General features: G+C 47.4%; 30 protein-coding genes. 17 read left to right on the top strand and 13 right to left on the bottom strand.

The window, feature by feature from the left end:
- Positions 1-51: 51 nt before the first annotated feature.
- The gene (locus tag U719_RS09275; protein WP_023468503.1) at positions 52-795 is read right to left on the bottom strand and encodes an SDR family oxidoreductase; all 744 of its coding nucleotides are present in this window, start codon (positions 793-795) and stop codon (positions 52-54) included.
- Between the two features lie 202 nt (positions 796-997).
- On the opposite strand from U719_RS09275, the gene U719_RS09270 reads away from it, so the two are divergent.
- A complete protein-coding gene (locus U719_RS09270; RefSeq protein WP_023468502.1) occupies positions 998-1,387 on the top strand; it encodes a thiol-disulfide oxidoreductase DCC family protein in 390 nt (129 codons plus the stop codon).
- A gap of 267 nt (positions 1,388-1,654) precedes the next feature.
- The gene (locus U719_RS09265) at positions 1,655-2,050 is read left to right on the top strand and encodes an Rrf2 family transcriptional regulator (protein WP_235147578.1); all 396 of its coding nucleotides are present in this window, start codon (positions 1,655-1,657) and stop codon (positions 2,048-2,050) included.
- A 79-nt stretch (positions 2,051-2,129) separates the two neighbouring features.
- Here U719_RS09265 and U719_RS09260 read toward each other — a convergent pair whose 3' ends face one another.
- Positions 2,130-2,513, bottom strand: coding sequence for a VOC family protein (locus U719_RS09260; protein ID WP_023468500.1), 384 nt, complete (start codon positions 2,511-2,513; stop codon positions 2,130-2,132).
- A 127-nt stretch (positions 2,514-2,640) separates the two neighbouring features.
- Here U719_RS09260 and U719_RS09255 point away from each other — a divergent pair, with 127 nt between their 5' ends.
- From U719_RS09255 to U719_RS09245, 3 genes are read left to right on the top strand one after another with little or no spacing between them, the layout of a single operon-like run.
- Positions 2,641-3,453: an MBL fold metallo-hydrolase gene (locus U719_RS09255; RefSeq protein ID WP_023468499.1), complete on the top strand. Its 813-nt coding sequence runs from the start codon at positions 2,641-2,643 to the stop codon at positions 3,451-3,453.
- The gene (locus U719_RS09250; RefSeq protein ID WP_023468498.1) at positions 3,450-3,944 is read left to right on the top strand and encodes an AAA family ATPase; all 495 of its coding nucleotides are present in this window, start codon (positions 3,450-3,452) and stop codon (positions 3,942-3,944) included. The genes U719_RS09255 and U719_RS09250 overlap by 4 nt, the downstream gene beginning before the upstream one ends.
- Positions 3,941-4,573, top strand: a complete 633-nt coding sequence (locus tag U719_RS09245) for an HAD hydrolase-like protein (protein WP_023468497.1) — start codon at positions 3,941-3,943, stop codon at positions 4,571-4,573. The genes U719_RS09250 and U719_RS09245 overlap by 4 nt, the downstream gene beginning before the upstream one ends.
- Before the next feature lie 231 nt (positions 4,574-4,804).
- Here U719_RS09245 and U719_RS09240 read toward each other — a convergent pair whose 3' ends face one another.
- On the bottom strand, positions 4,805-6,190 hold the full coding sequence (locus U719_RS09240) for an MFS transporter (protein WP_023468496.1): 1,386 nt from the start codon (positions 6,188-6,190) through the stop codon (positions 4,805-4,807).
- Between the two features lie 322 nt (positions 6,191-6,512).
- On the opposite strand from U719_RS09240, the gene U719_RS09235 reads away from it, so the two are divergent.
- Positions 6,513-6,854 (top strand): hypothetical protein, encoded by a 342-nt coding sequence (locus U719_RS09235; protein ID WP_023468495.1) that lies wholly within the window; start codon positions 6,513-6,515, stop codon positions 6,852-6,854.
- Positions 6,855-6,946: 92 nt separating this feature from the next.
- On the opposite strand, the gene U719_RS09230 is transcribed toward U719_RS09235, so the two are convergent.
- Complete coding sequence (locus tag U719_RS09230) at positions 6,947-7,402, bottom strand: hypothetical protein (RefSeq protein ID WP_023468494.1); 456 nt, start codon at positions 7,400-7,402, stop codon at positions 6,947-6,949.
- 18 nt (positions 7,403-7,420) lie between these two features.
- Positions 7,421-8,131 (bottom strand): GntR family transcriptional regulator, encoded by a 711-nt coding sequence (locus tag U719_RS09225; protein ID WP_023468493.1) that lies wholly within the window; start codon positions 8,129-8,131, stop codon positions 7,421-7,423.
- Positions 8,132-8,295: 164 nt separating this feature from the next.
- Between U719_RS09225 and U719_RS09220 the strand changes: the two genes are divergently transcribed.
- From U719_RS09220 to U719_RS09210, 3 genes are all read left to right on the top strand, one after another.
- Positions 8,296-10,188 (top strand): beta-glucoside-specific PTS transporter subunit IIABC, encoded by a 1,893-nt coding sequence (locus U719_RS09220; RefSeq protein WP_023468492.1) that lies wholly within the window; start codon positions 8,296-8,298, stop codon positions 10,186-10,188.
- A gap of 24 nt (positions 10,189-10,212) precedes the next feature.
- Positions 10,213-11,670, top strand: coding sequence for a 6-phospho-beta-glucosidase BglA (gene bglA / locus U719_RS09215; RefSeq protein ID WP_023468491.1), 1,458 nt, complete (start codon positions 10,213-10,215; stop codon positions 11,668-11,670).
- A gap of 105 nt (positions 11,671-11,775) precedes the next feature.
- Entirely contained in the window at positions 11,776-12,321 is a 546-nt protein-coding gene (locus tag U719_RS09210; protein ID WP_023468490.1) for a DUF402 domain-containing protein, read from the top strand.
- A gap of 16 nt (positions 12,322-12,337) precedes the next feature.
- Here the strand turns inward: U719_RS09210 and U719_RS09205 are convergent, their stop codons facing one another.
- The gene (locus U719_RS09205; protein WP_023468489.1) at positions 12,338-13,549 is read right to left on the bottom strand and encodes an MFS transporter; all 1,212 of its coding nucleotides are present in this window, start codon (positions 13,547-13,549) and stop codon (positions 12,338-12,340) included.
- A 130-nt stretch (positions 13,550-13,679) separates the two neighbouring features.
- Between U719_RS09205 and U719_RS09200 the strand changes: the two genes are divergently transcribed.
- Positions 13,680-14,249: a GNAT family N-acetyltransferase gene (locus tag U719_RS09200; RefSeq protein WP_023468488.1), complete on the top strand. Its 570-nt coding sequence runs from the start codon at positions 13,680-13,682 to the stop codon at positions 14,247-14,249.
- Between the two features lie 3 nt (positions 14,250-14,252).
- Complete coding sequence (locus U719_RS16495; protein WP_023468487.1) at positions 14,253-14,876, top strand: zinc dependent phospholipase C family protein; 624 nt, start codon at positions 14,253-14,255, stop codon at positions 14,874-14,876.
- Here the strand turns inward: U719_RS16495 and U719_RS09190 are convergent.
- On the bottom strand, positions 14,859-15,164 hold the full coding sequence (locus U719_RS09190) for a hypothetical protein (RefSeq protein ID WP_023468486.1): 306 nt from the start codon (positions 15,162-15,164) through the stop codon (positions 14,859-14,861). The two genes, U719_RS16495 and U719_RS09190, sit on opposite strands and share 18 nt — an antisense overlap.
- 247 nt (positions 15,165-15,411) lie before the next feature.
- On the opposite strand from U719_RS09190, the gene U719_RS17075 reads away from it, so the two are divergent.
- The 3 genes from U719_RS17075 to U719_RS09175 are packed head-to-tail and all read left to right on the top strand — an operon-like array spanning position 15,412 to position 17,379.
- Positions 15,412-15,630: an AbrB/MazE/SpoVT family DNA-binding domain-containing protein gene (locus U719_RS17075; protein ID WP_023468485.1), complete on the top strand. Its 219-nt coding sequence runs from the start codon at positions 15,412-15,414 to the stop codon at positions 15,628-15,630.
- Positions 15,631-15,654: 24 nt separating this feature from the next.
- Positions 15,655-16,155, top strand: a complete 501-nt coding sequence (locus U719_RS09180; RefSeq protein WP_023468484.1) for a cation:proton antiporter regulatory subunit — start codon at positions 15,655-15,657, stop codon at positions 16,153-16,155.
- A gap of 3 nt (positions 16,156-16,158) precedes the next feature.
- Positions 16,159-17,379: a cation:proton antiporter gene (locus tag U719_RS09175; RefSeq protein ID WP_023468483.1), complete on the top strand. Its 1,221-nt coding sequence runs from the start codon at positions 16,159-16,161 to the stop codon at positions 17,377-17,379.
- A gap of 49 nt (positions 17,380-17,428) precedes the next feature.
- Here the strand turns inward: U719_RS09175 and U719_RS09170 are convergent, their stop codons facing one another.
- Complete coding sequence (locus U719_RS09170; RefSeq protein WP_023468482.1) at positions 17,429-17,953, bottom strand: dihydrofolate reductase family protein; 525 nt, start codon at positions 17,951-17,953, stop codon at positions 17,429-17,431.
- Between the two features lie 83 nt (positions 17,954-18,036).
- Here U719_RS09170 and U719_RS09165 point away from each other — a divergent pair, with 83 nt between their 5' ends.
- Positions 18,037-18,945: a YafY family protein gene (locus U719_RS09165; RefSeq protein WP_023468481.1), complete on the top strand. Its 909-nt coding sequence runs from the start codon at positions 18,037-18,039 to the stop codon at positions 18,943-18,945.
- 56 nt (positions 18,946-19,001) lie between these two features.
- Positions 19,002-21,017 carry a Na+/H+ antiporter gene (locus U719_RS09160; RefSeq protein ID WP_023468480.1) on the top strand — a complete coding sequence of 672 codons (2,016 nt, stop codon included), beginning with the start codon at positions 19,002-19,004 and terminating at the stop codon, positions 21,015-21,017.
- A gap of 85 nt (positions 21,018-21,102) precedes the next feature.
- On the opposite strand, the gene U719_RS09155 is transcribed toward U719_RS09160, so the two are convergent.
- Together U719_RS09155 and U719_RS09150 are read right to left on the bottom strand one after the other, a co-directional pair.
- Positions 21,103-21,546, bottom strand: a complete 444-nt coding sequence (locus tag U719_RS09155; protein ID WP_023468479.1) for an NUDIX hydrolase — start codon at positions 21,544-21,546, stop codon at positions 21,103-21,105.
- A gap of 155 nt (positions 21,547-21,701) precedes the next feature.
- The gene (locus tag U719_RS09150; RefSeq protein ID WP_023468478.1) at positions 21,702-23,117 is read right to left on the bottom strand and encodes an NAD-dependent succinate-semialdehyde dehydrogenase; all 1,416 of its coding nucleotides are present in this window, start codon (positions 23,115-23,117) and stop codon (positions 21,702-21,704) included.
- Positions 23,118-23,310: 193 nt separating this feature from the next.
- Between U719_RS09150 and U719_RS09145 the strand changes: the two genes are divergently transcribed.
- The gene (locus U719_RS09145) at positions 23,311-24,558 is read left to right on the top strand and encodes a polysaccharide deacetylase family protein (RefSeq protein WP_023468477.1); all 1,248 of its coding nucleotides are present in this window, start codon (positions 23,311-23,313) and stop codon (positions 24,556-24,558) included.
- Positions 24,559-24,594: 36 nt separating this feature from the next.
- Here the strand turns inward: U719_RS09145 and U719_RS16640 are convergent, their stop codons facing one another.
- The 3 genes from U719_RS16640 to U719_RS09135 all read right to left on the bottom strand — a co-directional run bounded on the left by U719_RS16640 (position 24,595) and on the right by U719_RS09135 (position 26,223).
- Positions 24,595-25,125, bottom strand: a complete 531-nt coding sequence (locus U719_RS16640; protein WP_304413038.1) for an SDR family NAD(P)-dependent oxidoreductase — start codon at positions 25,123-25,125, stop codon at positions 24,595-24,597.
- A complete protein-coding gene (locus tag U719_RS16635; protein ID WP_081706925.1) occupies positions 25,126-25,392 on the bottom strand; it encodes a hypothetical protein in 267 nt (88 codons plus the stop codon).
- 63 nt (positions 25,393-25,455) lie between these two features.
- The gene (locus tag U719_RS09135; protein ID WP_023468476.1) at positions 25,456-26,223 is read right to left on the bottom strand and encodes an SDR family NAD(P)-dependent oxidoreductase; all 768 of its coding nucleotides are present in this window, start codon (positions 26,221-26,223) and stop codon (positions 25,456-25,458) included.
- Between the last annotated feature and the right edge of the window lie 91 nt (positions 26,224-26,314).

The following is a 26,314-nucleotide window of genomic DNA, read 5'->3' as shown; positions in this document are numbered from 1 at the left end:
AAACATCCTTCTGATTTTAACGTCAGAGGGATGTTTTTACATGCGACATATTCAGCGTTCAAAGCCACCTTCGGAATGGATGACTTGCCCGGTCACCCAGCCACCGTCAGGACTGACGAGGAATTGGATCAATCGTGCGACGTCTTCCGGCGCACCGATTCGCCCGAACGGAAAACTAGGTTTAAGCGCCGTCCGGGTTGCTTCATCCATCCAAGTCGAGTCTGTCGGACCCGGATTAACCGCATTGACGGTGATGCCAAGCGCTGCCACGGCTGCCGCGTAAGTCTTCGTAAACGTCGACAAGGCACCTTTTGTCGTCGCGTAAGCAATCTCGTCAGGCATCGGACCGAGATCCTGTCCGGACGTCAGTTGAATGATACGACCGGACGTTAGATGTGCTTCAACGAATTGTTTCGTGAAACGTGTCGCGAGCAACAACGGTGCCCGGAGATTGACGGCATAGTGTTGATCAAGACTGGCTGCATCAAGTGTTCGCCAATCCGTCATCGTCGAATGGGCAGCGTTATTGATCAGGATATTTGGTGTTCCAAAGTCTTCTACCTGATCGAATAAATCATCAGCGGCATCTGCTTGACCTAAATCAAGTTCAATCGCAAGGACGCGGGCACCTTGATTTTCAAGTTCGGTCGTAAAACTAGCCGCCCAATCCGCTGTTGTTTTAAAATAAGTAAAGACCAGGTCATGTCCAGACGAGGCAAGCTGGCGGCAAATCGCAGCTCCGATGTCGCGTGTCTGACTGGCACCGGTCACGATGGCAATCGGTCGTTTCGTCATATGTACGCTCCTTTACATAGATACATTCAAATAAATGAATGGTTCCAAATGTTTACAAAAACAGTATAGCGTAAGAAAGACAATGAACGGAAGCGTTATCATGATTTAACATACTGATTAAATGCATGTTTTGACTTGAAACGTGGTAAAGAAAAAGTGTACGAAATTAATCGTTAAACAGGTGGGGAAGGATGAATCGATCATGAAAGCAATCGTCTTATTCGACGGAGAATGTAATCTCTGTGACGCGAGTGTCCAGTTCATTTTGAAACGAGACCAAGGTTATCATGATTTTGCTTCGTTGCAAGGGGAAACAGGACAAGAAATCGTCCGCCGTCATCATCTTTCGGAAACGATCGACAGTGTCGTTGTGATTGACCGTGGTGTACCCTATATCAAATCAGATGCAGCGTTACGGATTGCCCGTCATTTAAAAGGTGGATGGCGTCTGTTGAGTGTGTTTCAGATTGTTCCACGTTCACTTCGAGATCGCGTCTATGATTTCGTTGCGAACAATCGTCATCGCTGGTTTGGACAAAAGCAGCAGTGCGCGTTACCGTCTCCGGAGACGCGAGCTCGATTTCACGACTAAAGATGAAAAACCGCGACGAATCGGTCGCGGTTTTATTAAGTACATGGATTTTTTCTCGTTAAGCATACAGATTAGGATCATTAAAAAATCGTTCTACCTACTTCTGAAAAAAATTGTAGATTTCAGTCCTTCCAATCCTTTAAGATAGTCGATATATGTGCAGATGCACGTTTGATTTAAATTAAGGTTCATTTGAAGGCTCTTGAGAAGAATGAGTTCTCGCTCTTTCATTATGAAGGATTAGAAAAGAAGGTGAAATGCATGAAGATGAATCGCTCTACGGACTATGCCATTCGTGTACTGATTTTTGCGGCGTCCCATCCGACTCGGCTCGTACAAATTCAAGAAGTGGCAACATATTATGATATCTCTAAGAACCACCTAATGAAGATCGTTCATGCATTGAGTAAGTTTGGTCTCATCATTTCCGTGCAAGGTCGTAATGGTGGCTTTAGATTAGCAAAATCACCGGACACGATCACACTGGGAGAAATCGTTCACCTTTTTGAAGAAGTATCTTATCTGGAAACCGTGTCTGTAACACATGACAATAGCAGTTTACAAAATACGCGTCGTGCATTCGATCGGGCATTTTCGTCCTTCAAAGAAACGTTAAGTGCTTACACGTTGATTGATCTAATGGCGCCAACACGGGTTGATTGAAATTACGACCTGAAGCTGTCAAAGCGTCATCCTAAACGAAGCAGGTCGAGCCACATCAGTGGTTCGGCCTGCTTTTGTCTTACCCTGTACAGAGCATCAAGACGTTGCCGTCGGGATCTGCAAACGTAAAGTAAGCAAAGTCATCGAAACGTTCGATGTCACGAATGATAGGTGCTTGTAGTGATAAGACGAACTGATAGGAGGCATCGATGTCCGTCGTGTAAAAATTAAATAAGGCATGTGGGGAGGGACGATGTTGGTACGTTGCGTCATTCGAATGATCATCGAGCGTCAAACTCGTTGGACCTTCGAGTGGGAGATTGTAAACAGGTGACGAGACACGCGACACATCAAACGGCAACTGTAGTAACTGGTGATACCAAACGGCGGCACGTTTCACATCCTGAACATGCAAAAATACAGCGTTCATGCGAGGTGCAATGAGGTGTGTCGAAATTGACATGAGCATCTCCTCCTTTTTTCATACATGTTTCTTTCGGTAAACGCCTCTTAATTCCTTCAATCCCTATAAATGGAATATGTTATGATGTATCAGGAAAATCATTTACGAATTGGAAAGGAATGATGATATGGAAACCATCATTTGTACGACGTGTGGCGTCGAACAAATCAATCCAGAGCGCGAAACGTGTCCGATTTGCTTAGAGGAACGACAGTATGTCAATCCAACTGGTCAAACGTGGACGACGCTCGCTGCCATGCAAACGTCAGGAACGTATCAAAACGTCATTAGTGACGACGGAGCAGGCGTCTATGCGATTCAGACGACACCGGCGTTCGGGATCGGTCAGACGGCATATCTTGTAAAAGGAAAATCGTTCAACCTGTTATGGGACTGCATTACATATCTTGATTCAACAACGAAAGAGCAACTTGACGAATTAGGCGGGATTCAGGCGATTGCTTTATCACATCCGCATTATTACGCGACACAAGTCGAATGGGCGGAGACTTTTGACGTGCCGATCTATATTCATGAAGATGATGCGTCGTTCGTGACGCGACCAAGCGAACGCATCGTCTTCTGGAGTGGTGAACGCTTGGAATTGGCAGAAGATGTGATGTTACATCGCGTCGGTGGTCACTTCAAAGGAGCAGTCATCTGTGAACGAAAAGACGCATCAGCGGGTCTATTGTTGACAGGGGACATCATTCGGATCGTTGCCGATCGGGCATGGGTCAGTTTCATGTACAGCTATCCGAATGTGATTCCGCTTCCGGCAAAGACGGTCGCGCGAATGGCAGAAACGTTACGTCCGCTGCAATTTGAAAAATTATATGACGCTTTTCATCGGAAAATCGAAACCGGTTCGTCTGAAGCAGTAGTGCGCTCTGCAGAGCGGTACATTGCTGCCTTGAACGGGGACTGGTTCACGACATGAAGTCGCGCTTGATCGTCATTCGCGGGAATTCTGGTAGTGGAAAAACGACGCTTGCCAAAGGGTTACGATCGGTCTTACCGGATAGCATCTTGTTTTCACAAGATGTTATCCGCAGAGAGATGTTGAACGTAAAAGATGGACCAGGAAATCCGGCGATTCGCTGGATCGAGGAGTTGGTCGGACTTGCTGACGGACGCCACGCGACGATTCTGCTGGAAGGCATTCTTGCACAGGATTGGTACGGTGAGATGATTGACCGGTTGGAACGTCGCTTTACGTCACGGTACGCGGCGTATTATTTTGACGTCTCATTCGAAGAAACCATTCGTCGCCATGCGATGCGCCAGCCGACGGAGTTTTCTGAGACGGATATGAAACGCTGGTGGATTGATCGGGATCACCGCCCGACGGATCGTCTGATTGCTGAGGATACATCGATAGAAGCCATGATTCAGAAAATAAAACAAGAGCAAAAAGGGGAGAGCGAATGACACACTACATTTTTGACATGGATGGAACGTTGTTTCAAACGAATGCCGTGCTTGCGCATGCGCTAGAAGATGTCTTTCATGAGTTGCGTCAGACGGGGCGCTGGGAGGGAGAGACACCAGTCGCCCTCTATCAGCAGATCATGGGCGTCTCGTTACCGGAAGTCTGGCAGACGTTGCTGCCGGACTTTTCAGCCACAGATCAACAGGCTGCGGATCAAAAATTTCGAAACAGCCTGGAGCAGGCAGTCAAGGCGGGGCACGGTTGCTTATATCCAGGAACGGTCGAGTTGCTAAGTCGTTTGAAACAAGCGGATCACTCTGTCTATATCGCCAGTAATGGGTGGCCATCCTACTTGTCAGCGATCGTGACGACGTATGGACTCGAAGCCTATATCGATCATGTCTATAGTATCGAAGACATCCGTTCCGGTGATAAATCAGCACTCGTACGGGAGATTTGTAAGACGCACGACATCTCGTCGGGCTACGTTGTCGGTGACCGCTTATCTGATTTCAAAGCGGCGCATGCGAACGGACTCGCTGCAATCGGTTGTCATTTCGATTTTGCGCAAGAGCAGGAACTCGCAGTCGCGGACCGCGTCGTAAAAGAGTTGAGTGCTGTCTACTAAAAAAGGGGGCTGACTCCAAAAAAAGAATGACGCGTCTTTTCACGCCCTTTCCTCAGGCGAGACACAAGCCAGTTTTCCTGCTTTGTTGAAGCAGGAAAACGGGTCTTGTTCGTCTCTTACAACGCATAAATGCGTTTTTCCTGTAGGAGTGGCGTGTGACGCGTCATTTTTTTTTATTACGAGATAAGGGAGGACAGATTGATGATCTGTCCTCCCTTTTACTTATAGCAATTATTCTGCCCACCAGAGGGCGTCGTCTGGTTTCTTCGCGATCGACGCGACTTCTTTTTCACTCGATACAGTCGGATGCGACCCTTTCAGTGCCTTACCAGCTGTATTCTTAAAGAAGAAGAAGAACGTAACGAAGCCGATGACGCTGACTGCTGTTAAATAGAAAGCAGGAGCGAGCGGGTTTTGTGTCGTATGGACGAGCCACGTCGAAACGAGTGGCGTCGTTCCACCGAAGATCGAGACAGAGACGTTGAACGTCACGGATAGCGTCCGGTATCGGACATCCGTATAGAAGATACTCGGTAGAAGACTTGGCATCGTTCCTTCAAAGATCGCCAAGAAGAAGCCAAGGATGAAGATTCCGATCCCGACGAACAAGAGTGGTTTAAGACCAATCAAGAAGAACGACAAGATTGAAAGCAACGATAGTCCGGCTAACGCGAAAAGAACGATATTGCGATTTCCTTTTTTGTCACTAAGCTTCCCGAAGAAGTAAGCGAGCGGAATCATGATCACCATGACACCGGTGATGAGAATCGTACTTGTCGAACTTGACATGCCGATGACTTCATCGAGGTACGATGGCATGTAGGACAAGAGCATGTAGTTCGTAATGTTGAAGAAGGCGACAGCGATGAAACAAACGATGATATCACGTTTGTGGTCACGCAGGATTTCGCGGAATGTCGCGGGTTCTTCTGTATTTTCATTGATCTCATTTTCGAAGATCGGTGATTCATCCAAGTGGCGACGTAAATAGAGACCAAATAAACCGAGTGGTGCCCCAAGAATGAAGGGAATCCGCCATCCCCAAGATGCCATTTGATCATCCGATAAGGTGACAAAAAGTGTTGTAGCCAGTAATGATGCGAGAATATATCCACCGAGTGTACCGATTTCAAGTCCACTTCCGAGGGCACTCCGTTTGTTATCTGGTGATGACTCAGCGATGTAGACCATTGCGCCGGCATATTCACCGCCAGTCGAGAATCCTTGTAAGATCCGGGCTAACAATAACAGGATCGGTGCCCAAATTCCGATTTGATCGTAAGTTGGTAATAGACCAATGATGAGCGTGGAACCGGCCATCATGACGATCGTCGTTGTTAAGACGACCTTCCGACCGAGTCGATCTCCAATTCGTCCAAAGACGATTCCGCCGATTGGTCGCATTAAAAAAGCGATCGCAAACGTCGCAAACGTAAAGACGAGCTTCAGTTCATCATTTTCAACAGCGCTAAAGAAGTTTTGACTGATGATGATTGCGAGATAGGAATAAAGACCAAAATCGAACCATTCCATCGCATTCCCAATTCCGGTCGCGTAGACACTCTTTTTGGTTTGCTGCATGTCAACGACATTGACTTTTTCTTTTCTGAATTTCATAAGTTCTGTTCACTCCCTTTAATAAGTTCGTATCGTACCATAGCAGGAAATGAAGTCAAGTTGCTAATGTGCTTAACCACTTGGAAATGACTGAAAATGGCTCTGTGCCTGGAGTTGTCAAACCGTTGCGACTCTAAGGACGAACAAAGGTGTGCATTTTTTATGAAAAAAATTGAAAATTTTTTGGATGTTTTCATAAATTCGAAACAATTTTCATGTGTTTTCACAACGAAAAAATCAGTAATCCGTCTTTAGGATGAGGGAAAGAAAACTATATTTTGGTAATTTTTAAAATGAGGGTGGAAAGTAAAGGAGAATGCTTATGAAGAAGAAATGGATCGCCATTGTATGTCTTGGGCTCATTGTAGTCGTCGGTGGTTGGTATGCTGGATTTCAAGAATCAAAAGTATCCGGTTTTCCGATGCCGCGATTTGCTACGGCAGTTGAAAAACAAGGCGAGTGGAAAATCAAAACCCGTCTAGTCTCTGAAACTGACGGACCGGGTTTACTCTATGGGACTCGGATTCGCCAAGCCGGTTGGAAAGAACTCGATCGTGAAGGAACGACGGCGTGGTATGAAAAAGACGGGAAGGTGATTGCCTTGACGACGTTTGATGGGGAACTGTATCTCGAAAATTCGAGTAAAGAAAAGATTCGGTTATAACACAATGAAATGAGACAACGATTGGCTTGTCTCATTACTGTAAGCACTTCAAAAGGATTGCATGGGCATCAGCTCATGCAATCCTTTTTGTTTTAATCATCTTCGGAAGAGGAGAGTTGTTTATGTGTCTTAGAATCGTAAATTTTATAGGAAATCGGAAATCGATGGTTCTTTGTTGAAATGACGCGACAGAAATAGGGCACGTCTTCTCCGTACGCTCCTAATTCCGGATAATCTTGAAAGGTAAAATCCTCATAATCTTCGGTTGAGTCGAAAATAATAGACATGGATTGTGTCTTTCCTGAGTTTTCCTCTACATAACAGTCACCTTTGATGACAGCGTAGTCCTTGAAGACGATTTGCGATAGGCTAGGGACCGTCCAGTAAAGTAGTCCAAATCCAAGTAACGTGATGAAGATGAACTGAAGTTTGTCTTTAAATGTTTCTGTCGAGTCTTTCCATGTATCAATCGTAAAGAAGATGCCACCAAAAAGTGTAATGATTCCGAGTATAAGCATTCCGTAATACAGAATGAGTTCACGATTCATTTGATTTAGCTCCGTTCTTCATAAATATAGTCCATTCGCCTGAACGACGAAATGCGAATGTTCATAATGGTATGTGATGATGGAATAGTCGAACGGACGACCGTTCGTCAAATGAAATACTGTCTCGATCGTTAATCCAGGATCGCCCTCGGTGAGATCCAGATGACGAGCCGACTCAGCGCTTAACTTCCCGACGTGCATGTACATATCCGAGAACCCAATATTCAATTGGAGTGCCGTCTCTAAGTATTCGAAGATCGACTGCTCGACGATTTCACGATTTAAATACGGAACGATCGATTGGCGATAATAAGACTCTTCGAGACAGAGGATCTTGCCATCGATGTAGCGGATTCGCTTGACGTAATAAACCGTCTCACCTGCCTCGATCCCGAGATTCTTCGCGATGTTATCGGTTGCAGTAGTTGGTTCGAGTGCGAGAACGGTTGACTCAATCGTATGACCGACGAGATTCTGCTTGAATCCTTGGGTCGAGAACAGGCGAATATAGCCGGTGCGATTCGTCTTCCGGACAAAAATTCCGCTTCCACGCACTTGAAAAATGATTCCTTTTCGTTCAAGTAACTCAAGTGACTTTGTCATCGTCGTCTTACTGACAGCGAACTGCCGGATCAACTCTTCGAGAATCGGTAGTTTGTCCCCTTGTTTCAACTCATGTTGTTCTATGTATCGTTCGATTTCATCGGCCGTCTGTTGGTATTTCAGCATAGGACACCTTCTTTTCTTGCGAACTTTTTCTTTCTTCAGTATAGCATAAGCCATCTCCTGATTAATAACATGGTAAATTAAATTATTTATGTATTGATTAATTGTGCATGTACAATTAAAATGAAAGGGTATTCAACGCGTCATATTCAGGGGAGGTAAACGATATGGGCAAGGTTCGCGATTATCAACAATTGGCGCATTCGATTTTAGAAGCCGTCGGGGGAGAAGACAACGTCATCAGCGCCGTCCGATGTGCCACACGACTTCGTCTTGTCTTGAAACGATCGGATTCGTCAGCCAAGGAAACAGTCAGTGCATTACCTGGCGTCATTACGGTCGTTGAGTCTGGCGGGCAGTTTCAAGTCGTCATTGGTCAACACGTTGGGGAAGTCCATCAAGAATTTTTGAAGCTCGTCGATTTGGAGCAACCAGAAACGGAAGAGGCGCCGAAAGGGACGGTCCTCAACCGAATTATTGCGACGATGTCAGCCGTCTTTGCACCGTTCGTCTACATCTTAGCTGCAGCGGGGATTCTGCAGGGAACTTTGATTTTGACGACGCTCGCTTTTCCAGCATTTGCGAAGACGGGTACTTATGAAGTCTTTAGCTTCATCTCATGGGCACCGTTTACGTTCTTGCCGATCTTCATTGCTATCACGGCAGCGAATCATTTTAAGGTCAACGCCTTCATCGCGGTCGCCTGTAGTGCGGCACTTGTCAGTCCAACATGGGCAGATATCGCAGCACGCATCACTGCCGGTGAATCCATCACGTTCCTAGGAATCGCTTTATCCGGTACGACGTATACGTCATCGGTCTTACCGCCATTATTCCTCGTCTGGATTTTGTCCTATGTTGAGCGATTCCTGAACAAGACGATTCATGAAGTCATTCGTCCGTTGTTCGTTCCATTCTTCAGTATGGTGTTGATGGTGCCGCTTACGATTCTCTTGATCGGGCCGATCACGACGCTTGGTGCAGAAGGGATCGCAAACGGGTATAACTACTTAGCGGAGAATGCTCCTGCGGTAGCTGGTCTCATCATCGGTGGCTTCTGGCAAGTCATAGTTATCTTCGGTGTCCACTGGGGTGTCACGCCGATGGTGCTCGCAAACTTTGAGCAATATGGTCGCGACTCGTTCCAAGCCTACCAAACGATTGCCGTCATCGCCCAAATCGGTGCTGTCATCGGAGTCATCTTGAAAGCACGCAACAAAGAAACGAAAAAAGTCGGGGTCTCAGCCGGACTGACGGGCATCTTCGGTATCACGGAACCAGCCATCTATGGGGTGACGCTCCGTTTTAAAAAACCGTTTATCTATGGCTGTATCTCGGGAGCAATCGGCGCAGTCACGGCAAGTTTCTTTAAACCGTATTACTTTGCCTACGCCGGATTACCGGGACCATTGACGCTCGTCAACGGCATCGATTCCGACTATCCATCGTCGATCATCGGCTTATTGATCGGAACGGCGATTGCCTTGATTCTACCCATCGTTTTGATTCAAGTGTTCGGTTTTGGGGAGCAGGCTGCTCCGGTCGTAGCACCTGAAAGTACAGCGACACCAGTTGCAAAACAGGAAGTCAGCGCAACTCTGACAAACGAAGAGACGCTTCGCGCACCACTTGAAGGAACGATTGTTGCTTTATCAGATGTACCGGATCCTGTATTTGCTTCCGGTGCGATGGGACAAGGGGTAGCGATTCGTCCGACGAACAACCGGGTCACGGCTCCGTTTGACGGTACCGTCGTCATGGTCGCTCCGTCAGGTCACGCGATCGGATTACGCTCGACGAGTGGTGTCGAAGTTTTGATCCATGTCGGTCTTGAGACCGTGACGCTCGACGGTAAACCGTTTACGCTTCACGTCAAAGAAGGCGAATCCGTGACGACAGGCGATCTACTCGTAACGTTTGATGCGACAGCGATTGAAGCGCATGGACTCGAGACGATCACGCCAATCATTATCACGAACACTCAGAGTTATGCACAAATCCTACCGACGGACGAGACGGTCACGACGGCAAATACACAGATTTTGACGATCATCAAGTAAGAGAAAAAGAAGGAGGACATGAAGATGAAGACATTACCAAACGATTTCTTATGGGGCGGTGCGTTAGCAGCGCATCAATTCGAAGGTGGCTGGAATGCTGGTGGAAAAGGACCGAGCGTCGTTGATGTATTGACGGCAGGAGCACACGGCGTTGCACGACGTATCACGGATCAGGTAGAGGAGAATGAATTTTATCCGAATCACGAGGCGATTGATTTTTATCACCGTTATAAAGAGGACATCGCCCTGTTTGCTGAGATGGGACTAAAGTGTCTCCGGACGTCAATCGGTTGGAGTCGGATTTTCCCAAACGGAGACGAAGCGGAACCGAACGAAGAAGGACTGAAGTTTTATGATGACGTCTTCGACGAATTACTGAAATACGACATCGAGCCGATCATCACGTTGTCGCATTTTGAGATGCCCCTCCATCTTGCGCGTGAATATGGCGGTTTCCGCAACCGGAAAGTAGCGCTGTTCTTCGAAAAATTCGCGGAAGTCTGTTTCACGCGTTACAAAGACAAGGTCAAGTACTGGATGACATTCAATGAAATCAACAACAAGATGGATGTCAGCAATCCATTATTCCTCTGGACGAATTCCGGTGTCCTCCTTGATCCGGAAGAGAACGCGATGGAAGTCATGTATCAAACGGGTCACCACGAGTTGCTCGCGAGTGCACTTGCCGTCGCGAAAGGGAAAGCGATCAACCCGGACTTCGAAATCGGAGCAATGGTCTCACACGTACCGATCTATCCGTACTCATCGCATCCGGAAGATATTCTGCTCGCTGAGACATCGATGCGTCAGCGCTACTTCTTCCCAGACGTCCAAGTCCGCGGCTACTACCCGTCTTATGCGTTGAATGAGTTCAAACGGAAAGGGTATGATATTCCGCTCCTAGACGGTGACGCAGAAATCTTACGAAACGGAACAGTCGACTATCTTGGATTCAGTTACTATATGTCGACGACCGTCAAACATGATGCTGTCGTCAATAACACGGGAAATATCGTCAACGGTGGTCTCGCGAACGGCGTTGAGAACCCATACATCCAGTCGAGTGATTGGGGTTGGGCGATTGATCCGGTTGGTCTGCGCTATGCGATGAATCGTCTATACGATCGTTACCAGATTCCGTTGTTCATCGTCGAAAATGGCTTTGGTGCAATCGATACGATCGAGGATGGTCAGATTCATGACACGGCGCGAATTGATTACTTGCGTGCGCATATCGAAGCATTCAAAGCAGCTGTACTCGAAGATGGTGTCGAGTTGATTGGTTACACGCCGTGGGGCGTCATCGACATCGTCTCCTTTACGACAGGGGAGATGAAAAAACGCTACGGCATGATCTACGTCGATCGGGATAACGAAGGTCACGGATCGATGGAACGGATGAAAAAGGATTCGTTCGATTGGTATCGTCACGTCATCGAGACAAATGGTGCTGCGTTACACGGTTCAGAGACGGCAAAATGATGAAGTAAGGGGCAACGGAAAAAATCCGTTGCCCCTTTTTTAAAAGAATTAGAATGAAAAAGAAGTTGGGTATGGCACACTAAGGAAAAAACGGGGGACAGGTAAATGATCAAAAAACGCTATGCCGATCGACATGACTGGCGTCGCATCACACAACGCCACTATGTTCATGAACAAGTAGACAACGAAGTGTTCAAAGGACATGTGACACTCCTTCAATTGATTGAAGTCGCTTCACCGTTAGATGTCCGTTATGGTGACGAAACGATTCGAATCGCTGACGCTGGTTACGTTTGGGTACAACAATTCCCAAGCGATGCCCATCATGCCGTGACCTCGATGTTTGACGCCACAGGTCAGTTGGTACAAACCTATATCGATATCTGTCTTCGTACTGGAGTGGAGGACGAACGTATTTACTGGGAGGATTTGTTTCTCGATCTCATCGCCTTGCCATCAGGACAAGTTTTGTTAATCGACACGGACGAACTAGAAGCAGCACGGGATCAAGGGATTGTCTCAGAAGCGGAATATGCGCTCGCTTGGGCAGAAGCGAAGCGACTGCAAAAACAACTACAAGATGGATCTTTTCCGCTCGTCGCACACGCAAAAGTGATAAAACAGCAACTTAAACAGGGAACACCGCGTTGACGGGGTTCCCTGTTTTTTAGGCATGTCGTTCTTCGTTAATCTCGTTCGTTGCGAAATACTGTTGCTTGCTCGGGAGGAGAACCAATCCAAGAAAAAAGATCGTTACAATTACAAGGAGACCGGCAAATAGAATCGTACTGAAGCGAATCGACCAGATATCACCGAGCAGACCGATCGCGACGATCGCTAGAATCTGTAGCAAACTGACACCGACTCCGTAAAGACTCGTAAAGCGCCCCATTAAGTGGAGTGGGATATTCGTCTGTTGGAACGTTAGGAAACCGGTCCCCGCAAATGCGTGGAAACAACCGAGCAACAAGAAACCGATACAGACGATTGAAAACGAATTCGCACTTGCATACAGCATGTAACCGACGGCGACGAATACATAGCCGATCGTCAGCATCATCCGAACGGAGAGTGTTTTGGCGTAGCGGGCGACGACCCAGCTGCCGGCGACGGAACCAATCCCAGTCAGACTCATCAGTAAACCATAATCGGTTTCCGATAAGCCGATGCTTCGCTGTAAAAAGACGACTTCTTGCGTATCAAGTGCAAGTGTCGCGATCATCATCAGCATCGCGAGGATGTATAATCCGGTCACGTAGCGTGCGCTTTTGCTGAACTGATAGACAAGCCGCCAATCGGATATAATGTCTTGCAGCCGCATCCCTCGTTCGACCGAAGCGGTAAAACGCGGCAAGCGCATCAGCAGGACAGCTGATCCGAGAAACGAGACAGCGTTGAGCCAAATGGCAACGTCGGCAGAAGCAACATAGAGCAGTCCTCCAGCGAGAGCCGGACCAACTAAAAAGGCACCAGACGTGATCAGACTACGATAGGCATTAAACGACGTCCGATCGTTTTGTGAAACAAGCGTCGTGATGTAGGTCAACGTTGCCGGTTCAACGACCGCTTTGATGATAGCTAAGGCGATCAAATCGATGTAAAGCAACGATAATGGTAAAAATGGCATGATCCCGATTAAGAAAGCACGCAACAAATCAGTCTGAATCAACAGTCGAAGTAAGTCGGATCGGTCGACCCAACTTCCTGCGAACGACTTGATGATGAGAGCGACGACCGGACTGATGATCCACAGCGCAGCAACGGCTGACGCTGAGCCGGTCAAGCGATAGATATATACGTTGATCGCAACGAGATAAATGAAGTCACCAAACTGTGAAATACCGAGCGCACTTAAGAGTATTCGTTCCCGAGAAGACATGACAGCACCCTTTCTTACATCATTTTCCAATAGTATACCAGAAAATTCTAATAACGTTTTCGTATATCTCTATACTTTTTATGGAAGAGTGGGTATACTTGGAAAAAATAAAAGGAAGAAGGGTTCGATCATGCTAACGACCATCGATTTATATCACGCATTGCCTGTACTTGAAACGGAACGACTCCGTTTACGACCAGTTCGCACAGAAGATGCAGCAGATATCTATGCCTACACGAAAGATGAAGAGACGGCGCGTTATGTCAGCTGGCATGCGCATAAAAGCCTCAAGGACTCTGAGCAATTCGTCGATTACATCCTTCGTCAATACGAACAAGGGAATCCGGCACCATGGGCAATCGAAGACAAAACGAGCGGACGAGTCATCGGAACGATTGATTTCATCAAAGTCTCGTTTGAGCAACAGCAAGCAGAACTTGGTTATGCGCTGTCGCGCGATTACTGGGGGAAGTGTTTGATGCCGGAAGCAGCAGCGCGTCTCGTACAGTACGGTTTTGAGACACTCGGACTCGAGCGCATTCAAGCCCGTTGTTTTGTTGCGAATGATGGATCTGCTCGTGTCATGGAAAAGATCGGTATGACGTTTGAAGGGATCTCGCGGAGTGCTTTATTCGTTAAAGAGCGTTTCTGGGACTTAAAAATTTACGCGATCACGCGTAGCGATTACGAAGGGAAGTAAGCGATGGGTTCACGACTGATGCATGCCTACATCGGACAACGATTAATTACGTTACTTCCGGAACTAGACCCCGCTCGATTTCTTCTCGGTACGATCGCTCCTGATGCGCGCTATGACGAGAAGGAGCAAGCCCACTATTATACGGGTGAATTAGCGAACGGGACACGAACAATTGACTACGAAGCATTTTGGAGAGACTCGACGTCTTGGGATCCATCTTTTCGAAGTGGCTATTACGTCCATCTGATAGCGGACGATATTTGGTTACGCGGCTTTTATATGACCTGGTTGCGGCAAGCGATCATAGCCGACGCTTCAATCGGTTCAAGATATCATGATGACTTTAGGCGGTACAATACACGCATTGCTCCGTTCGTGAACTGGAATGAACAAGCGATCAACGGAGCGCTTCATGAAGTCAGTGTGCAGTCGAGATGGAAAGCACTTCCGCATTTCATTAGAGAAGTAGAGGAAGATCGACGAACCGTTCTGCCACAAGAATATGATATCTTGTTGCCGCATCAATTGGACGGATACATCGAAACAGCGATTGAACGGTCCATCCATCACCTAGGTGAAAAAGGGCTAAAGATTAATCCAGCCAAAGAATCATCTCCGAATCATTGAAATGATCCATCTAACGGTTCCGAATAAGATGTAGCAACATCCGTTCAGCAGACCAATCCACATCAAGTTAATCAGACTTTCTAAACCTTCAAACCAATCCATGACTGGTGTAACGAATAAAGCGAATACAAAAAGTACCATGACGGTCCAACTGACGGTTGGAATCAAGAAGAGAATTGTTAAGCCGGCGACTACAGCTGGTACGACTCGTTTATAGACAAGGTAGATCGCTGCCACGTTCAACGATAAAATATAGATTACAAACGCAATTAAAAATAATTGCGACATAAAATCACCTCCAAATAACAATAAGACAAAGAACGCATCCATTTAGACTAGGATGCGTTTTTCTATGTTTATTGTAAGATGTCTTGAAAATAATCGTATGAATATGGTTGAACAAAAAGAAAATCGTTTTTTTAATTTTAATTCAAAGCAAAACACTCGGAATAAGTTTAAATCTATGCTAAGATGGTAATAAGAAAAGTAAGGAAGTAAGGAATACAAGAAAAACACAGAAAGAAGGAAGTTCGTGATGGAGCTATCAAAGTTAACGTCAAAAGGACAGATCACCATCCCCAAAAAAATTCGGCAGGCCTTGCAAGTGGAGGAAGGAGATCGCGTGGCATTCATTGAGGAGGACGGGTTTGTCATCATGGCGAAAGCGGATTTGAAACAGCTGCATGACCTTCAAGATATATTGAGCGATGAGACGTTCAAGACGCTCATCCACAAAGCGAATCATCATTTGTAAAAAATAAAAAGGAGGAAATAACAGATGGATATGCGCGAAGTAGATTTACCAGGAATCGGACGGAAGTTCGAAGGCATCACGACACGAGGAGATAAGGTGGTCGTCATCGTCCATGACGACGGACGACGCGAAATGCATCATTATGATGACGATGATTTTGATGAGAGCATCTCGAGCGTGACGTTCAATGATGCAGAAGCTCGTCAGATGGCAGGGATTCTCGGAGGATTATCTTATAAGCCAAAGGATCTTGAAAAAATTGAACTCGCGTTTGATGATCTCGTCATCGAGTGGTTCAAAGTCGGTCAGGATTCAAAGGTCAACAATCGAACGATTGGGGAACTCGATGTCCGTAACCAATATGACATCTCGATCATTGCAGTGCTTAAACATGACCGTTCGAAATCGTTAAATCCTGGACCAGAAACGCGCCTTGAAGCGGGAGATACGATTGTCCTGTCAGGAGAACGTCAAAACGTCCGTCACATCACGAAAGCATTATTCTCAATCGAAGGAGGCGGATAATATATGGATCATCTCATATTTGAAGTCGGTACCGCGCTTATCTTAGTGGCGATCGCGGCAGTGCTCGCGAACAGACTCAATTTCTCAATCATCCCGTTTCTGATTATTCTCGGGATGATTGTTGGACCGCACGCTCCGACAATCGGGATACTAGACTTCAAGTTCATTGAAAGTGCTGAGTTCATCAGTTTCCTCGGACGAATTGGCGTCCTATTCCTCTTGTTCTATCTCGGACTCGAGTTCTCGATCGGTAAGTTGATCCGGTCTGGAAAATCGATCGTCACGAGCGGAACGATCTATTTATCGATTAACTTTACAGGTGGTTTACTCTATGGATTCATCGCCGGATTCCCACTCTATGAAGTACTCGTCATCGCCGGAATCATTACGATCTCCTCGAGTGCGATCGTGGCGAAAGTCCTCGTTGATCTCCGCCGGACTGGTAACACGGAGACGGAATTGATTCTTGGAATCATCATGTTCGAGGACATTTTCCTCGCTGTCTACTTGTCGGTCTTATCGGGACTGCTTCTCGGTGGTGGGACGACATTACTCGCATCCCTCACATCGATCTTGATCGCCCTCGGCTATATGTTGTTGTTCTTCATCGTCGCTCGGAAGGCAACACCGCTTTTGAATAAGATGCTGAAGATCGCCTCGGATGAAGTCTTCATCATCGTCGTCTTTGCTGCCTTGTTCTTCATCGCCGGATTCTCGGAAACGATTCATGTTGCAGAAGCAATCGGGGCGTTGTTACTCGGCCTCGTCTTCTCAGAAACCGACCAAGGTGAGCGGATCGAACATCTCGTCGTACCATTCCGTGATTTCTTCGGTGCGATCTTCTTCTTCAGTTTCGGATTGAGCATCGATCCGACGATGTTACTTGACGCCGTCTGGCTCGCACTCGGTGCCGTCGTCATCACGATCATCGGGAACTACGTGGCCGGTATGATTGCGGGGCGTAAAGCAGGCTTGTCACACAAAGCATCCTCGAACATCGGCTTGACGATTGTCTCGCGTGGGGAATTCTCGATCATCGTCGCGAATCTCGGAATCGCTGGTGGGTTGATGGACATCTTGTCACCATTCTCTGCTTTATACGTCTTGATTCTCGCCATTCTCGGACCGTTGATGACGAAGGAATCAAAACGGATTTACAACGTCATGAATAAAATCTTCAAGTGGACGGAACCAAAAGCGAAAAAGACGAAGAAAAATGCCTGACTGATATAAACGAACAACCGGTTCGCTTTCCCGAACCGGTTGTTGTTGTTTAAGTCAAGACTTCATACGTCGCCATCAGGAATTGTCCCGAATGGCGACTCGCTGTCAAACGAAGATTGGTTTCACTCGTTCCTTCCGGAAACAGCGGGATACCTGTTCCAAGGATGACAGGGGCGATCGCCAGTTCAATCGAGCGGATGCGCTTTAAGCGCAACGCTTCTTGAATCAACTCGCCACCACCGATCAGCCAAACGTTACCTTCGATCGTTGGCGAAATCCGGTCGAGCAGTTGATCGAGCGGTTCATCCGTATAGGTGACCGTCTCAGACGTTCGTTGCGTCCGGCTATAGATATAACTCGGAATATCTGCGTAAGGGTATGTCTCGCTGAGTTGTAGGACTTCATCATATGTTTTTCGTCCCATGATGACGGCACCGACTTGATCATAGAACGCTTGATAACCATTATCCCCGTCTCCGGCAACGGCAAATAACCAATCAAGTGAACCATCGAGTCTGGCAATTTTCCCGTCAAGACTACAAGCGATATAAAGAACGGTCGTAGGTTGTGACATCCATAATTCCTCCTTTTGCATCGTGTGACTTCATCTTAGCGTATAATGACGACAAAAGATGTCGTCATTATAGGAGGAACTGTATGAATACGAGACAATGGCGTTTAGTACGCTTGTTAAACCGGGGCGAACACTTCTCTGCACGGATGCTCGCGGAAGAATGTCAGGTGTCGATCCGGACGATTCAACGAGACATGACGGTACTTGAAGCAAATGGTTATCCGATCTACAGCGAACCTGGCGTGGCAGGGGGGTACCGGATGTTGCCACATCGGAACATGCCGCCACTCGTTTTGACGGATGAAGAGACGATTGTCTTCTTCATCCTTCTGGAATGGATTAGTCAGATTCCTGATTTTCCATTCGGAACGATTCGTCAGGAAGTCGCTGAACGCTATGCGAACGAGTTACCGAAAATAACGGAGCAACAGATCGTAAAATGGAAAGACCGCTTTCGCTTTCAAGCGGTCGATACACCACCGTCGCCGCAAAATCCTGCGTTACTCAACTTGTTAGAGAGCGGACGGATGGGGAATATTCTTTATGAGACGACAAAAGGACGACGCATGATCGTCGTAGATCCGATTGGTTTATCGTTCGAACAGGAACGCTGGTACTTCTATGGACAGACGAATCGAGGGTATCGCCAGTTCCGTGTTGATCGGATCAAAGACGTGACGCTTCATGAGTTGCCAGCAACCGTGTTAACCTTTTCAGATTTGGAACAAGACATGACACGTGTACCGATGACGACGGTAAAACTGGAAGTATCACCATTAGGCGAACGGTTGCTAGAGGGGATTTTACCGATTCAGTCGGAACGAACATGGTTGGTTCCGGAAACCGAACTGCCGAATCTCGGACGCCAATTGATGCGGCTCGGTCCGGAAGTGCGAGTCCTTGAACCACTCGAACTCCGGGAGCAGTTGATTCGTCAAGCAGCAGAAATAATTGCTGTGCAACGATCCGATAAGGCGCTCGGACAGGATTGATTAAAAAACTATGTTAGGATATAGGTAGAAAGAAACAATAGAGGAAGGGGTCTTCCATGGAAACACTATCATTGATTTTATTGATGCTTGCCCTCATCTTATTGACGCAAGTCATCGGACATTACATCCGTTTCATCCCAACGGCTTTGATTCAAATCATTGCCGGAACCGTCGCCGCTCTCCTGATGAGTGGTTTGACAATCGAGGTCGAATCCGAGTGGTTCCTCCTCTTATTCATCGCACCGTTACTTTACAACGATAGTTCTCACTTCCCACGAGAAGATTTATGGCGGATGCGGACAGCGATCTTCGGGAACGCGATCATTCTCGTCTTGTTGACGACGATCGTCGGAGGGTACTTCATCAACTGGTTGATTCCAGTTATTCCAGTCGCTGCTGCCTTTGCTTTAGCTGCGATTTTATCGCCGACCGATCCGATTGCCGTCAACGGGATCGCGAAACGTGTCCAGATTCCAGAACAGATTCTGACACTCGTCCGTGGAGAATCACTGATCAATGACGCTTCAGGATTAGTTGCGTTCAGTTATGCGGTCGCTGCTGTCGTCACAGGGTATTTCTCGCTTCAAAGTGCAACGACGGAGTTCTTCTACATGTTCATCGTCGGAGCATTGATCGGATTGACGATTTCGCTCGCGATGAACTTTCTCAAGGTTCGCTTGCGTCGCGCCGGCATTGAAGATGTTGTCTTTTATGCCTTATTGCAAATTTTAACGCCATTCATCATCTTCTTCATCGCCGAAGAAGGGTTTCACGCGTCAGGCGTCATCGCCGTCGTGACAGGTGGTATCTTGCATGCCTTGATCAAAGAACGGACGGAAACGTTCTTTGCACAAGAGCAGACGTTGACGGATAACATCTGGACGATGATTGCGTATACGTTAAACGGGATTATCTTCTTATTGCTCGGTTTGACGTTGCCGGAAGCGACACGCGAGATTTTTGCAGATGATGCGATCAACAACTGGCGTCTCATGCTATATGTCATCGAAATCGGTTCATTCATTCTCGCGATCCGTCTCGTCTGGACGATGTTCTTCAATTGGTTCGATCATCGGTTCTTTAAAAAAGAGGACCGCGATCATCGTCGACCGTCCTTCAAACAAGATTTAATCACGACACTGGTCGGGGTTCGCGGAACGATCACGATGGTCGGGGTCTTGTCATTACCGTTCTTGACGGAGTCCGGCGAAGCCTTCCCGGAACGCTCATTGATCATCTTCCTTGCAGCGGGAGTCATCATCTATACACTTGTTCTCGCAACGATTCTCTTACCGGTCTTGAACCGGGGAGAAGCGGCTACACCGATCGCACTCGACCTGAATGCCCAAAAACAACGGATGATTCGCCGTGCAATCTCAGAAATCAAACAAGTGACGGACGAAGACAATGCGGTCGTTGCGTTTGATCTCCTTAATGAGTATCATGTCATGCTTCGGTTGCTTCGGGCACAGGAAAAAAGTCAGGAAGAGCTCGATCAATTCAATGATCAATTGAAAGCACTGCGACTGGAAGCCGTCCAGTGGGAAAAGGAAGAATCAAAACGTTTCGTCGCTGAGCACAAGGTGCCGGATCTGTTGAAGAAGGATGTCTTCCGCTCGATCGAAAACCGTCGTAAGGCGATCGGCAAGGATTCGCGTTTCCAAATCGTCCAACCGATTCGAAAATTGTGGTGGAAGCGGAAACGATCGAACATGTCATCTGACGCGTTGATTCAAATGACACAAGTCGAGCATGAACTGTATGAAAAGGTAATGGGCACAGTGATCGAACGTCTCGAGAATTGCCGCTCATCGTACCCACCAGACGTCGTTCAAAGTGTGCTGGAATTCTATAAACGACTTCGCTTCAAACATACGCGTTGGTCGTCACCAATCGGTGGCAAGGACGTCGATCAGCAAAAAGAAGAACTTTGCTTGAAAGCGATCGAAGTTCAGCGTCTTGAAATCGCGAATATGTCGAAAGAAGGGGATCTCTCGAACGAAGAGGAGAAGGAATTACGTCGCTTCATTCACTACATCGAGAGTGTCGTTCTCTACGAATACGTCGAATAACAACGAGACTGTTCGTTTGTCACATATTTAAAAGGAGCACGTTTTCTCTGAAAAAGAGAATCGTGCTCCTTTTGTGCGTCTTGATTTAAATCATGTATAGCGTCTTTTGGACTGCGTAGCGTTGATGGTCGTGAAATAGATGTTCGATTGCTTCAACCGGGTCGATCCATCGTAAGGCATGATCATCCTCAATCGGATCTTGTACTTTCTGCCCAGCATCACAACGATAGAACTGCCCTTCGTTCAAATAATATGCCGTTTCGTTTTGTGAATAGAAATGTTGATTGGCTCGTCCGATGAAATCACCGATTTCGATGTCCATCCCCGTTTCTTCTAGTACCTCTCTTTTAAGACAGTCTTCATACGTCTCATAGGTCTCGATACCGCCACCTGGAAGAAACAACTTACCGTCCTTTTTTTGAATGACGGCAATTTTACCTGTTTGAGAGTCGCGCATGACCGCATAAACAGCAGGTCTTGTTATGTAGTGTTGGTTCTGTTCTTGTTGCCCGAAGGTGATGACATCCATTCTTAAATCACTCCTTTTCGTATAATCATTTGAATTCAATCATACCTTACAAAATAGTATGTAAGCATGCCAAACAAAAACCCCTCATTTCACTCAAGAAATGAGGGGTGACCTATGGGTAAAGATCGTTTGTTTCAAACGAAATGTTTAATTGATTAACCGAGCGACAAGTATTTGACTTCGAGATAATCTTCGATGCCGTAGACGCCACCTTCACGGCCAAGACCACTCTCTTTATAGCCACCAAATGGAGCTTGTGCAGCAGATGGTGCGCCATCGTTCAGACCGACAATCCCGTATTCGAGTCGTTTTCCGAGCATCAATGCTTCATCGATGCGTTCAGAGAACGCGTAAGCTGCAAGTCCGTATGGTGTGTTGTTCGCCCGTTCGATGACTTCATCGAGTGTCTCAAAGACAGAGATCGGTGCGAGCGGACCAAACGTTTCTTCCTGCATGCAGAGCATGTCTTCTGTGACATTTGCAAGCACGGTTGGAGTGACGAAGTAGCCGACAGATTCGTCAATCGTACCACCAGTCAGGATCGTTGCCCCTTTTGCGACAGCGTCATCGATGTGTGCTTTGACTTTTGCGACGGCTTTCGCATTGATTAATGGACCAACTGTCGAGTCGGCGTCCATCCCGTTACCGACTTGCAGTTGTTTGACGGCAGCTGTGAATTTTTCCGTAAACTCATTAAGGACAGATGCTTGCACGTAGAAGCGGTTCGTCGCGACACACGCTTGACCACCGTTTCGGAATTTCGAGCGCATCGCGCCTTCGACAGCTTTGTCGAGATCCGCATTTTCCGTGACGATGAAGGGTGCATGTCCACCGAGTTCAAGTGACAATTTTTTCATCGTATCAGCTGCTTGACGCATGATCAATTTCCCGACGGCTGTTGAACCTGTGAACGTGATTTTCCGGACGCGAGAATCCGCTTGCCAGACGCCACTGATTGTTGCTGCGTCACCTGTTAGGACGTTGATGACCCCTTTAGGGATACCTGCTTCTTCTGCTAGTTCAACGAGGCGAAGTGCCGTAAACGGTGTCTCTTCTGATGGTTTAAGGACGATTGTACAACCTGCTGCAAGAGCCGGTGCGAGTTTGCGTGTGATCATTGCTGCTGGGAAGTTCCATGGTGTGATCGCTGCGACGACACCGACCGGTTCTTTTTCGACGAAGAGTCGTTTCCCTGGAACAGAAGCCGGAATCGTTTCACCGTAAATCCGACGTGCTTCTTCAGCGTACCAACGGACGTATTGATTGCCGTAATCGACTTCGCCAAGTGCTTCGACGTACGGTTTCCCTTGTTCCGTCGTCATGATGCGGGCGAGTTCCTCTCGGTTTTCGTTGATCAAGCGATACCAGGCGTCGACTAAATTCGCGCGTGTGTCTGCTGTTTCATTTGACCACTTAACGAATGCTTCGCTCGCTGCGTCAACGGAACGTTGTGCGTCTTCCGCTGAACTTGCTGGAACATGTCCGAGCAATGCTTTCGTTGCTGGGTCGTAGACCGGAATCGTTTCTGTCGTATCGTACCATTCACCATTAATTAAGTTCTTTTCAATCATCTTGTTGCACCTCCGTGAATTTCATTACGTCCTTTATTAAACACCTCAAGACGAGTGAGCGGAAGTTCCGCTTTGGATGGACAGTCATAACGAAACGGAATGACTCAAAAAAGTAGTTAATCGACTGAACAATCGGGAACAGTTAGAATAGAGGGGAATGAAAACGTCAAAATTGATGAAGGAGTCGAAAAACATGAGACGGAACTGGATCATTGGCGGTGTGGCGCTGAGTCTGCTACTAAGTGGATGTGGGGAAAGCGAAGTCAGCGAGAAAAAGTCGGAAAAAACACGAGAGACACAGCAAAAAAGACAAGCTTCGCAACAGGCATACATAGAAAAGACGATACAGCGTGCTGATCGTTACGCTGCCCAGTACGATTATGACCGGGCGATCAAAGTGTTGAAACCCGTCCGCGCAAAAGAGACGAAACAGAGGGAAGAGGAATACGAACAGAAAAAGCAGGCGCTCCTGCCTGTGACGAAACCTGTGCCACATCTCTTTTTCCATTCATTGATTGCTGATCCAAACCAAGCATTTGATGGCGACCGGAAGGAAGCGGGATACGATGATTACATGGTGACACAACAGGAGTTCGAACGGATCTTGGATGCGTTGTACAAAAACAACTACGTACTCGTCCGACCAACAGATTTAGCAAAAGAGGTGAACGGGAAGATCGTCGAGACACCCGTCCGTTTACCAAAAGGAAAGCAACCGCTCGTGTTGTCGCAGGACGACGTCAATTATTACGAATACATGGAAGGCGACGGATTTGCGAAGAATTTAAAAGTGAAGGATGGAAAAATCGTCAACACGATGGTCGGAAAACCCGATGGTGCTTATGATCTCGTACCAATCGTCGATGCGTTCGTCCAGTCTCATCCTGACTTTTCCTATAAAGGAGCAAAAGGGTTGCTCGGTATTACAGGTTATAATGGGGTGCTCGGGTATCGTTCCTCCTACAACCAATACGGACACAATAAACAGGTCGAAACGGCACGAAAACAAGCGAAACAGACCGCCGTCGCATTAAAAGAGGACGGCTGGCAGTTCGCGAGTCATACGTACGGACATATTTGGGTCGGGAAAGAATCAGTCACGACGATTCGCGCGGATCTTAAACGCTACAAACAGGACGTTGCTCCGCTGATCGGAAAAACGACGCAACTGATTTATCCATATGGCAGTGATGTCGGGGATTGGCATGAGTATTCGGGTGAGAAATATCGTTTGCTCATCGATAGCGGTTTCCGTTATTTCTTCAATGTCGATGCGAGTCAACATGCGTGGAAGCAAGTTGGACCCGACTACTTCCGCCAAGCTCGAATCAACGTTGATGGGATTCGTTTACGTCAAGCAGTTGCTGGAAATACGAGCATGCTCGATCCATTCTTTGATGCGAAAGAAGTCTTTGATCCAGCACGACCGGAACGGAAGTGAGTGATTGAAAACTAGTTAATTCATCGATTAAAGCAATTAAAAAGGTAGTGGCTGCGTTCCGTCCTGATCCGTAAAGTGATAGGTCTTCGCGAGATCGGCAACGAAGATGGCTTGTCCAGAATAACGGCTAACATCGTCATCCGCCATCAGCGCTGTAACGGCTCGTCCGATATAGGTCGTCGATTCAGTCGCGGCACTCGCGAATCCAGCATCGACGACCCGTTCCGTCCGCATGAAACCGGGGCAGAGCGCGATGACAGAAATGGTCGTCTGAGCTAACTCCTGCGCCATGACGTGTGTCATTCGATTAATCGTTTGCATCGCCAAATCATAATAAAGATTTCCAGCCACCTGATCTGGAGTGAATGACGTCACATTGATGACGAGCGCAGCTGGACTTTGTTGCAACAAGGGCATCGCAGCCCGAATCGTCCACAAATACGCTTTTGGTCCGGCAGACATCATCGCGTCCCAATGTTCCGGTGGTCGCTCCCAAAACCGTCGTCCAGTTCCGGACGGTAAGTGGCTTTCCGAACCACCGAACACACAATTGACGAGGAGATCGATTCAACCATGTTGGTGCTGAATCTGCTGAATCAGAAGATCAATGTCCGTTTGATTCGTATGGTCACAAACGACCGGTATGCCGAGTCCGCCGCGTGCCGTGACACCAGTAGCCGTCTCTTCGATCGTCTCTCTACGGTTGTCCGTTGTCTGTTCATTCGTACTCCGTCCCGTGACGTAGACGATCGTTCCAGCGTCACCCAAGGCATAAGCGATGCCACGTCCGGCACCACGCGAGGCGCCAGCGACGAGTGCAATCCGTTTTGACATGATGAAACTCCTTTCAGATACGAGAAGACGGATGGGCAGATGCGCATCCGTCTTCTTCTGTCTTTAAAAACCTTTAATCGTCATCCCACCATCGACATAAAGCGTTTGCCCGGTCACGTAACGGGCTGCAGCAGACGATAAGAAGACAGCTGGTCCAACCAGTTCTTCTAATTCACCGACCCGACCGAGCGGTGTCACGTCAACGATCTCTTGCAGGTATGTAGGATCTTTCAGTAATGGTTCCGTTAATGGTGTCTTAAAATACCACGGTCCGATCGCATTGACACGAATGTTTCGTGGTCCCCATTCAAGCGCCAGTACTTTTGTCATCTGAATCATTGCCGCTTTCGTCGTCGCATACACGACGCCGGTCCGTAAGGCGACGTGACCAGCAACCGAGGCGATATTCAGAATGCTTCCACCTGTCTCCTGCATCCGTTTACCAATTTCTTGAGCAAAGAAGAAAGCGGATTTCAGATTGGTCTGTTGGATCGTTTCCCACTCGTCTTCCGTCACATCGAGTGCCTTCGAACGAATGTTCATTCCGGCATTGTTGACGAGCCCATCAATCTGCAGTACTTGTTCGTAAGCACGAGCTACCGTCTCGACGACTTGTTTCCGGTCAGTGATGTCGCACGGGAATATGTAAGCCGTTCGACCGAGTCGTTCGATTTCTTGTGCCGTCTCCTTCAAATCGCGTTCCGTCCGGGCGACGAGAATGATGTCGGCACCGGCTTCTGCCATTCCGATGGCGAGTGCACGTCCGATGCCTCGACCAGCTCCTGTGATGAGAAATGTCTGATCGGTTAACGAAAAACTTGGAAGATACATGATGTCACGTCCTTTTATTGAGAGTCATCACTTACTCTAATGAAAAATTGACTGAAAAGAAAGAAAAATCACTCCAAGGTAGAGTGGGGAT

The sequence above is a fragment of the Exiguobacterium sp. MH3 genome, from assembly GCF_000496635.1.
Taxonomy (GTDB): domain Bacteria; phylum Bacillota; class Bacilli; order Exiguobacteriales; family Exiguobacteriaceae; genus Exiguobacterium_A; species Exiguobacterium_A indicum.
This window is presented reverse-complemented; position numbering and strand designations above follow the sequence as displayed.

Bases quoted from the DNA above. Each gene is read 5' to 3' on its own strand.
- U719_RS09150 (WP_023468478.1), bottom strand. From the start codon at position 23,117: ATGATTGAAAAGAACTTAATTAATGGTGAATGGTACGATACGACAGAA.
- U719_RS09165 (WP_023468481.1), top strand. From the start codon at position 18,037: ATGAATACGAGACAATGGCGTTTAGTACGCTTGTTAAACCGGGGCGAA.
- U719_RS09240 (WP_023468496.1), bottom strand. From the start codon at position 6,190: ATGAAATTCAGAAAAGAAAAAGTCAATGTCGTTGACATGCAGCAAACC.
- U719_RS09170 (WP_023468482.1), bottom strand. From the start codon at position 17,953: ATGTCACAACCTACGACCGTTCTTTATATCGCTTGTAGTCTTGACGGG.
- U719_RS09205 (WP_023468489.1), bottom strand. From the start codon at position 13,549: ATGTCTTCTCGGGAACGAATACTCTTAAGTGCGCTCGGTATTTCACAG.
- U719_RS09210 (WP_023468490.1), top strand. From the start codon at position 11,776: ATGATCAAAAAACGCTATGCCGATCGACATGACTGGCGTCGCATCACA.
- U719_RS09270 (WP_023468502.1), top strand. From the start codon at position 998: ATGAAAGCAATCGTCTTATTCGACGGAGAATGTAATCTCTGTGACGCG.
- U719_RS09235 (WP_023468495.1), top strand. From the start codon at position 6,513: ATGAAGAAGAAATGGATCGCCATTGTATGTCTTGGGCTCATTGTAGTC.
- U719_RS09200 (WP_023468488.1), top strand. From the start codon at position 13,680: ATGCTAACGACCATCGATTTATATCACGCATTGCCTGTACTTGAAACG.
- U719_RS09230 (WP_023468494.1), bottom strand. From the start codon at position 7,402: ATGAATCGTGAACTCATTCTGTATTACGGAATGCTTATACTCGGAATC.
- U719_RS09175 (WP_023468483.1), top strand. From the start codon at position 16,159: ATGGATCATCTCATATTTGAAGTCGGTACCGCGCTTATCTTAGTGGCG.
- U719_RS09135 (WP_023468476.1), bottom strand. From the start codon at position 26,223: ATGTATCTTCCAAGTTTTTCGTTAACCGATCAGACATTTCTCATCACA.
- U719_RS09220 (WP_023468492.1), top strand. From the start codon at position 8,296: ATGGGCAAGGTTCGCGATTATCAACAATTGGCGCATTCGATTTTAGAA.
- U719_RS09255 (WP_023468499.1), top strand. From the start codon at position 2,641: ATGGAAACCATCATTTGTACGACGTGTGGCGTCGAACAAATCAATCCA.
- U719_RS09250 (WP_023468498.1), top strand. From the start codon at position 3,450: ATGAAGTCGCGCTTGATCGTCATTCGCGGGAATTCTGGTAGTGGAAAA.
- U719_RS09190 (WP_023468486.1), bottom strand. From the start codon at position 15,164: ATGTCGCAATTATTTTTAATTGCGTTTGTAATCTATATTTTATCGTTG.
- U719_RS09180 (WP_023468484.1), top strand. From the start codon at position 15,655: ATGGATATGCGCGAAGTAGATTTACCAGGAATCGGACGGAAGTTCGAA.
- U719_RS09145 (WP_023468477.1), top strand. From the start codon at position 23,311: ATGAGACGGAACTGGATCATTGGCGGTGTGGCGCTGAGTCTGCTACTA.
- bglA (WP_023468491.1), top strand. From the start codon at position 10,213: ATGAAGACATTACCAAACGATTTCTTATGGGGCGGTGCGTTAGCAGCG.
- U719_RS09160 (WP_023468480.1), top strand. From the start codon at position 19,002: ATGGAAACACTATCATTGATTTTATTGATGCTTGCCCTCATCTTATTG.
- U719_RS09260 (WP_023468500.1), bottom strand. From the start codon at position 2,513: ATGTCAATTTCGACACACCTCATTGCACCTCGCATGAACGCTGTATTT.
- U719_RS17075 (WP_023468485.1), top strand. From the start codon at position 15,412: ATGGAGCTATCAAAGTTAACGTCAAAAGGACAGATCACCATCCCCAAA.
- U719_RS09155 (WP_023468479.1), bottom strand. From the start codon at position 21,546: ATGGATGTCATCACCTTCGGGCAACAAGAACAGAACCAACACTACATA.
- U719_RS09225 (WP_023468493.1), bottom strand. From the start codon at position 8,131: ATGCTGAAATACCAACAGACGGCCGATGAAATCGAACGATACATAGAA.
- U719_RS16635 (WP_081706925.1), bottom strand. From the start codon at position 25,392: ATGTCAAAACGGATTGCACTCGTCGCTGGCGCCTCGCGTGGTGCCGGA.
- U719_RS09245 (WP_023468497.1), top strand. From the start codon at position 3,941: ATGACACACTACATTTTTGACATGGATGGAACGTTGTTTCAAACGAAT.
- U719_RS16495 (WP_023468487.1), top strand. From the start codon at position 14,253: ATGGGTTCACGACTGATGCATGCCTACATCGGACAACGATTAATTACG.
- U719_RS09275 (WP_023468503.1), bottom strand. From the start codon at position 795: ATGACGAAACGACCGATTGCCATCGTGACCGGTGCCAGTCAGACACGC.
- U719_RS09265 (WP_235147578.1), top strand. From the start codon at position 1,655: ATGAATCGCTCTACGGACTATGCCATTCGTGTACTGATTTTTGCGGCG.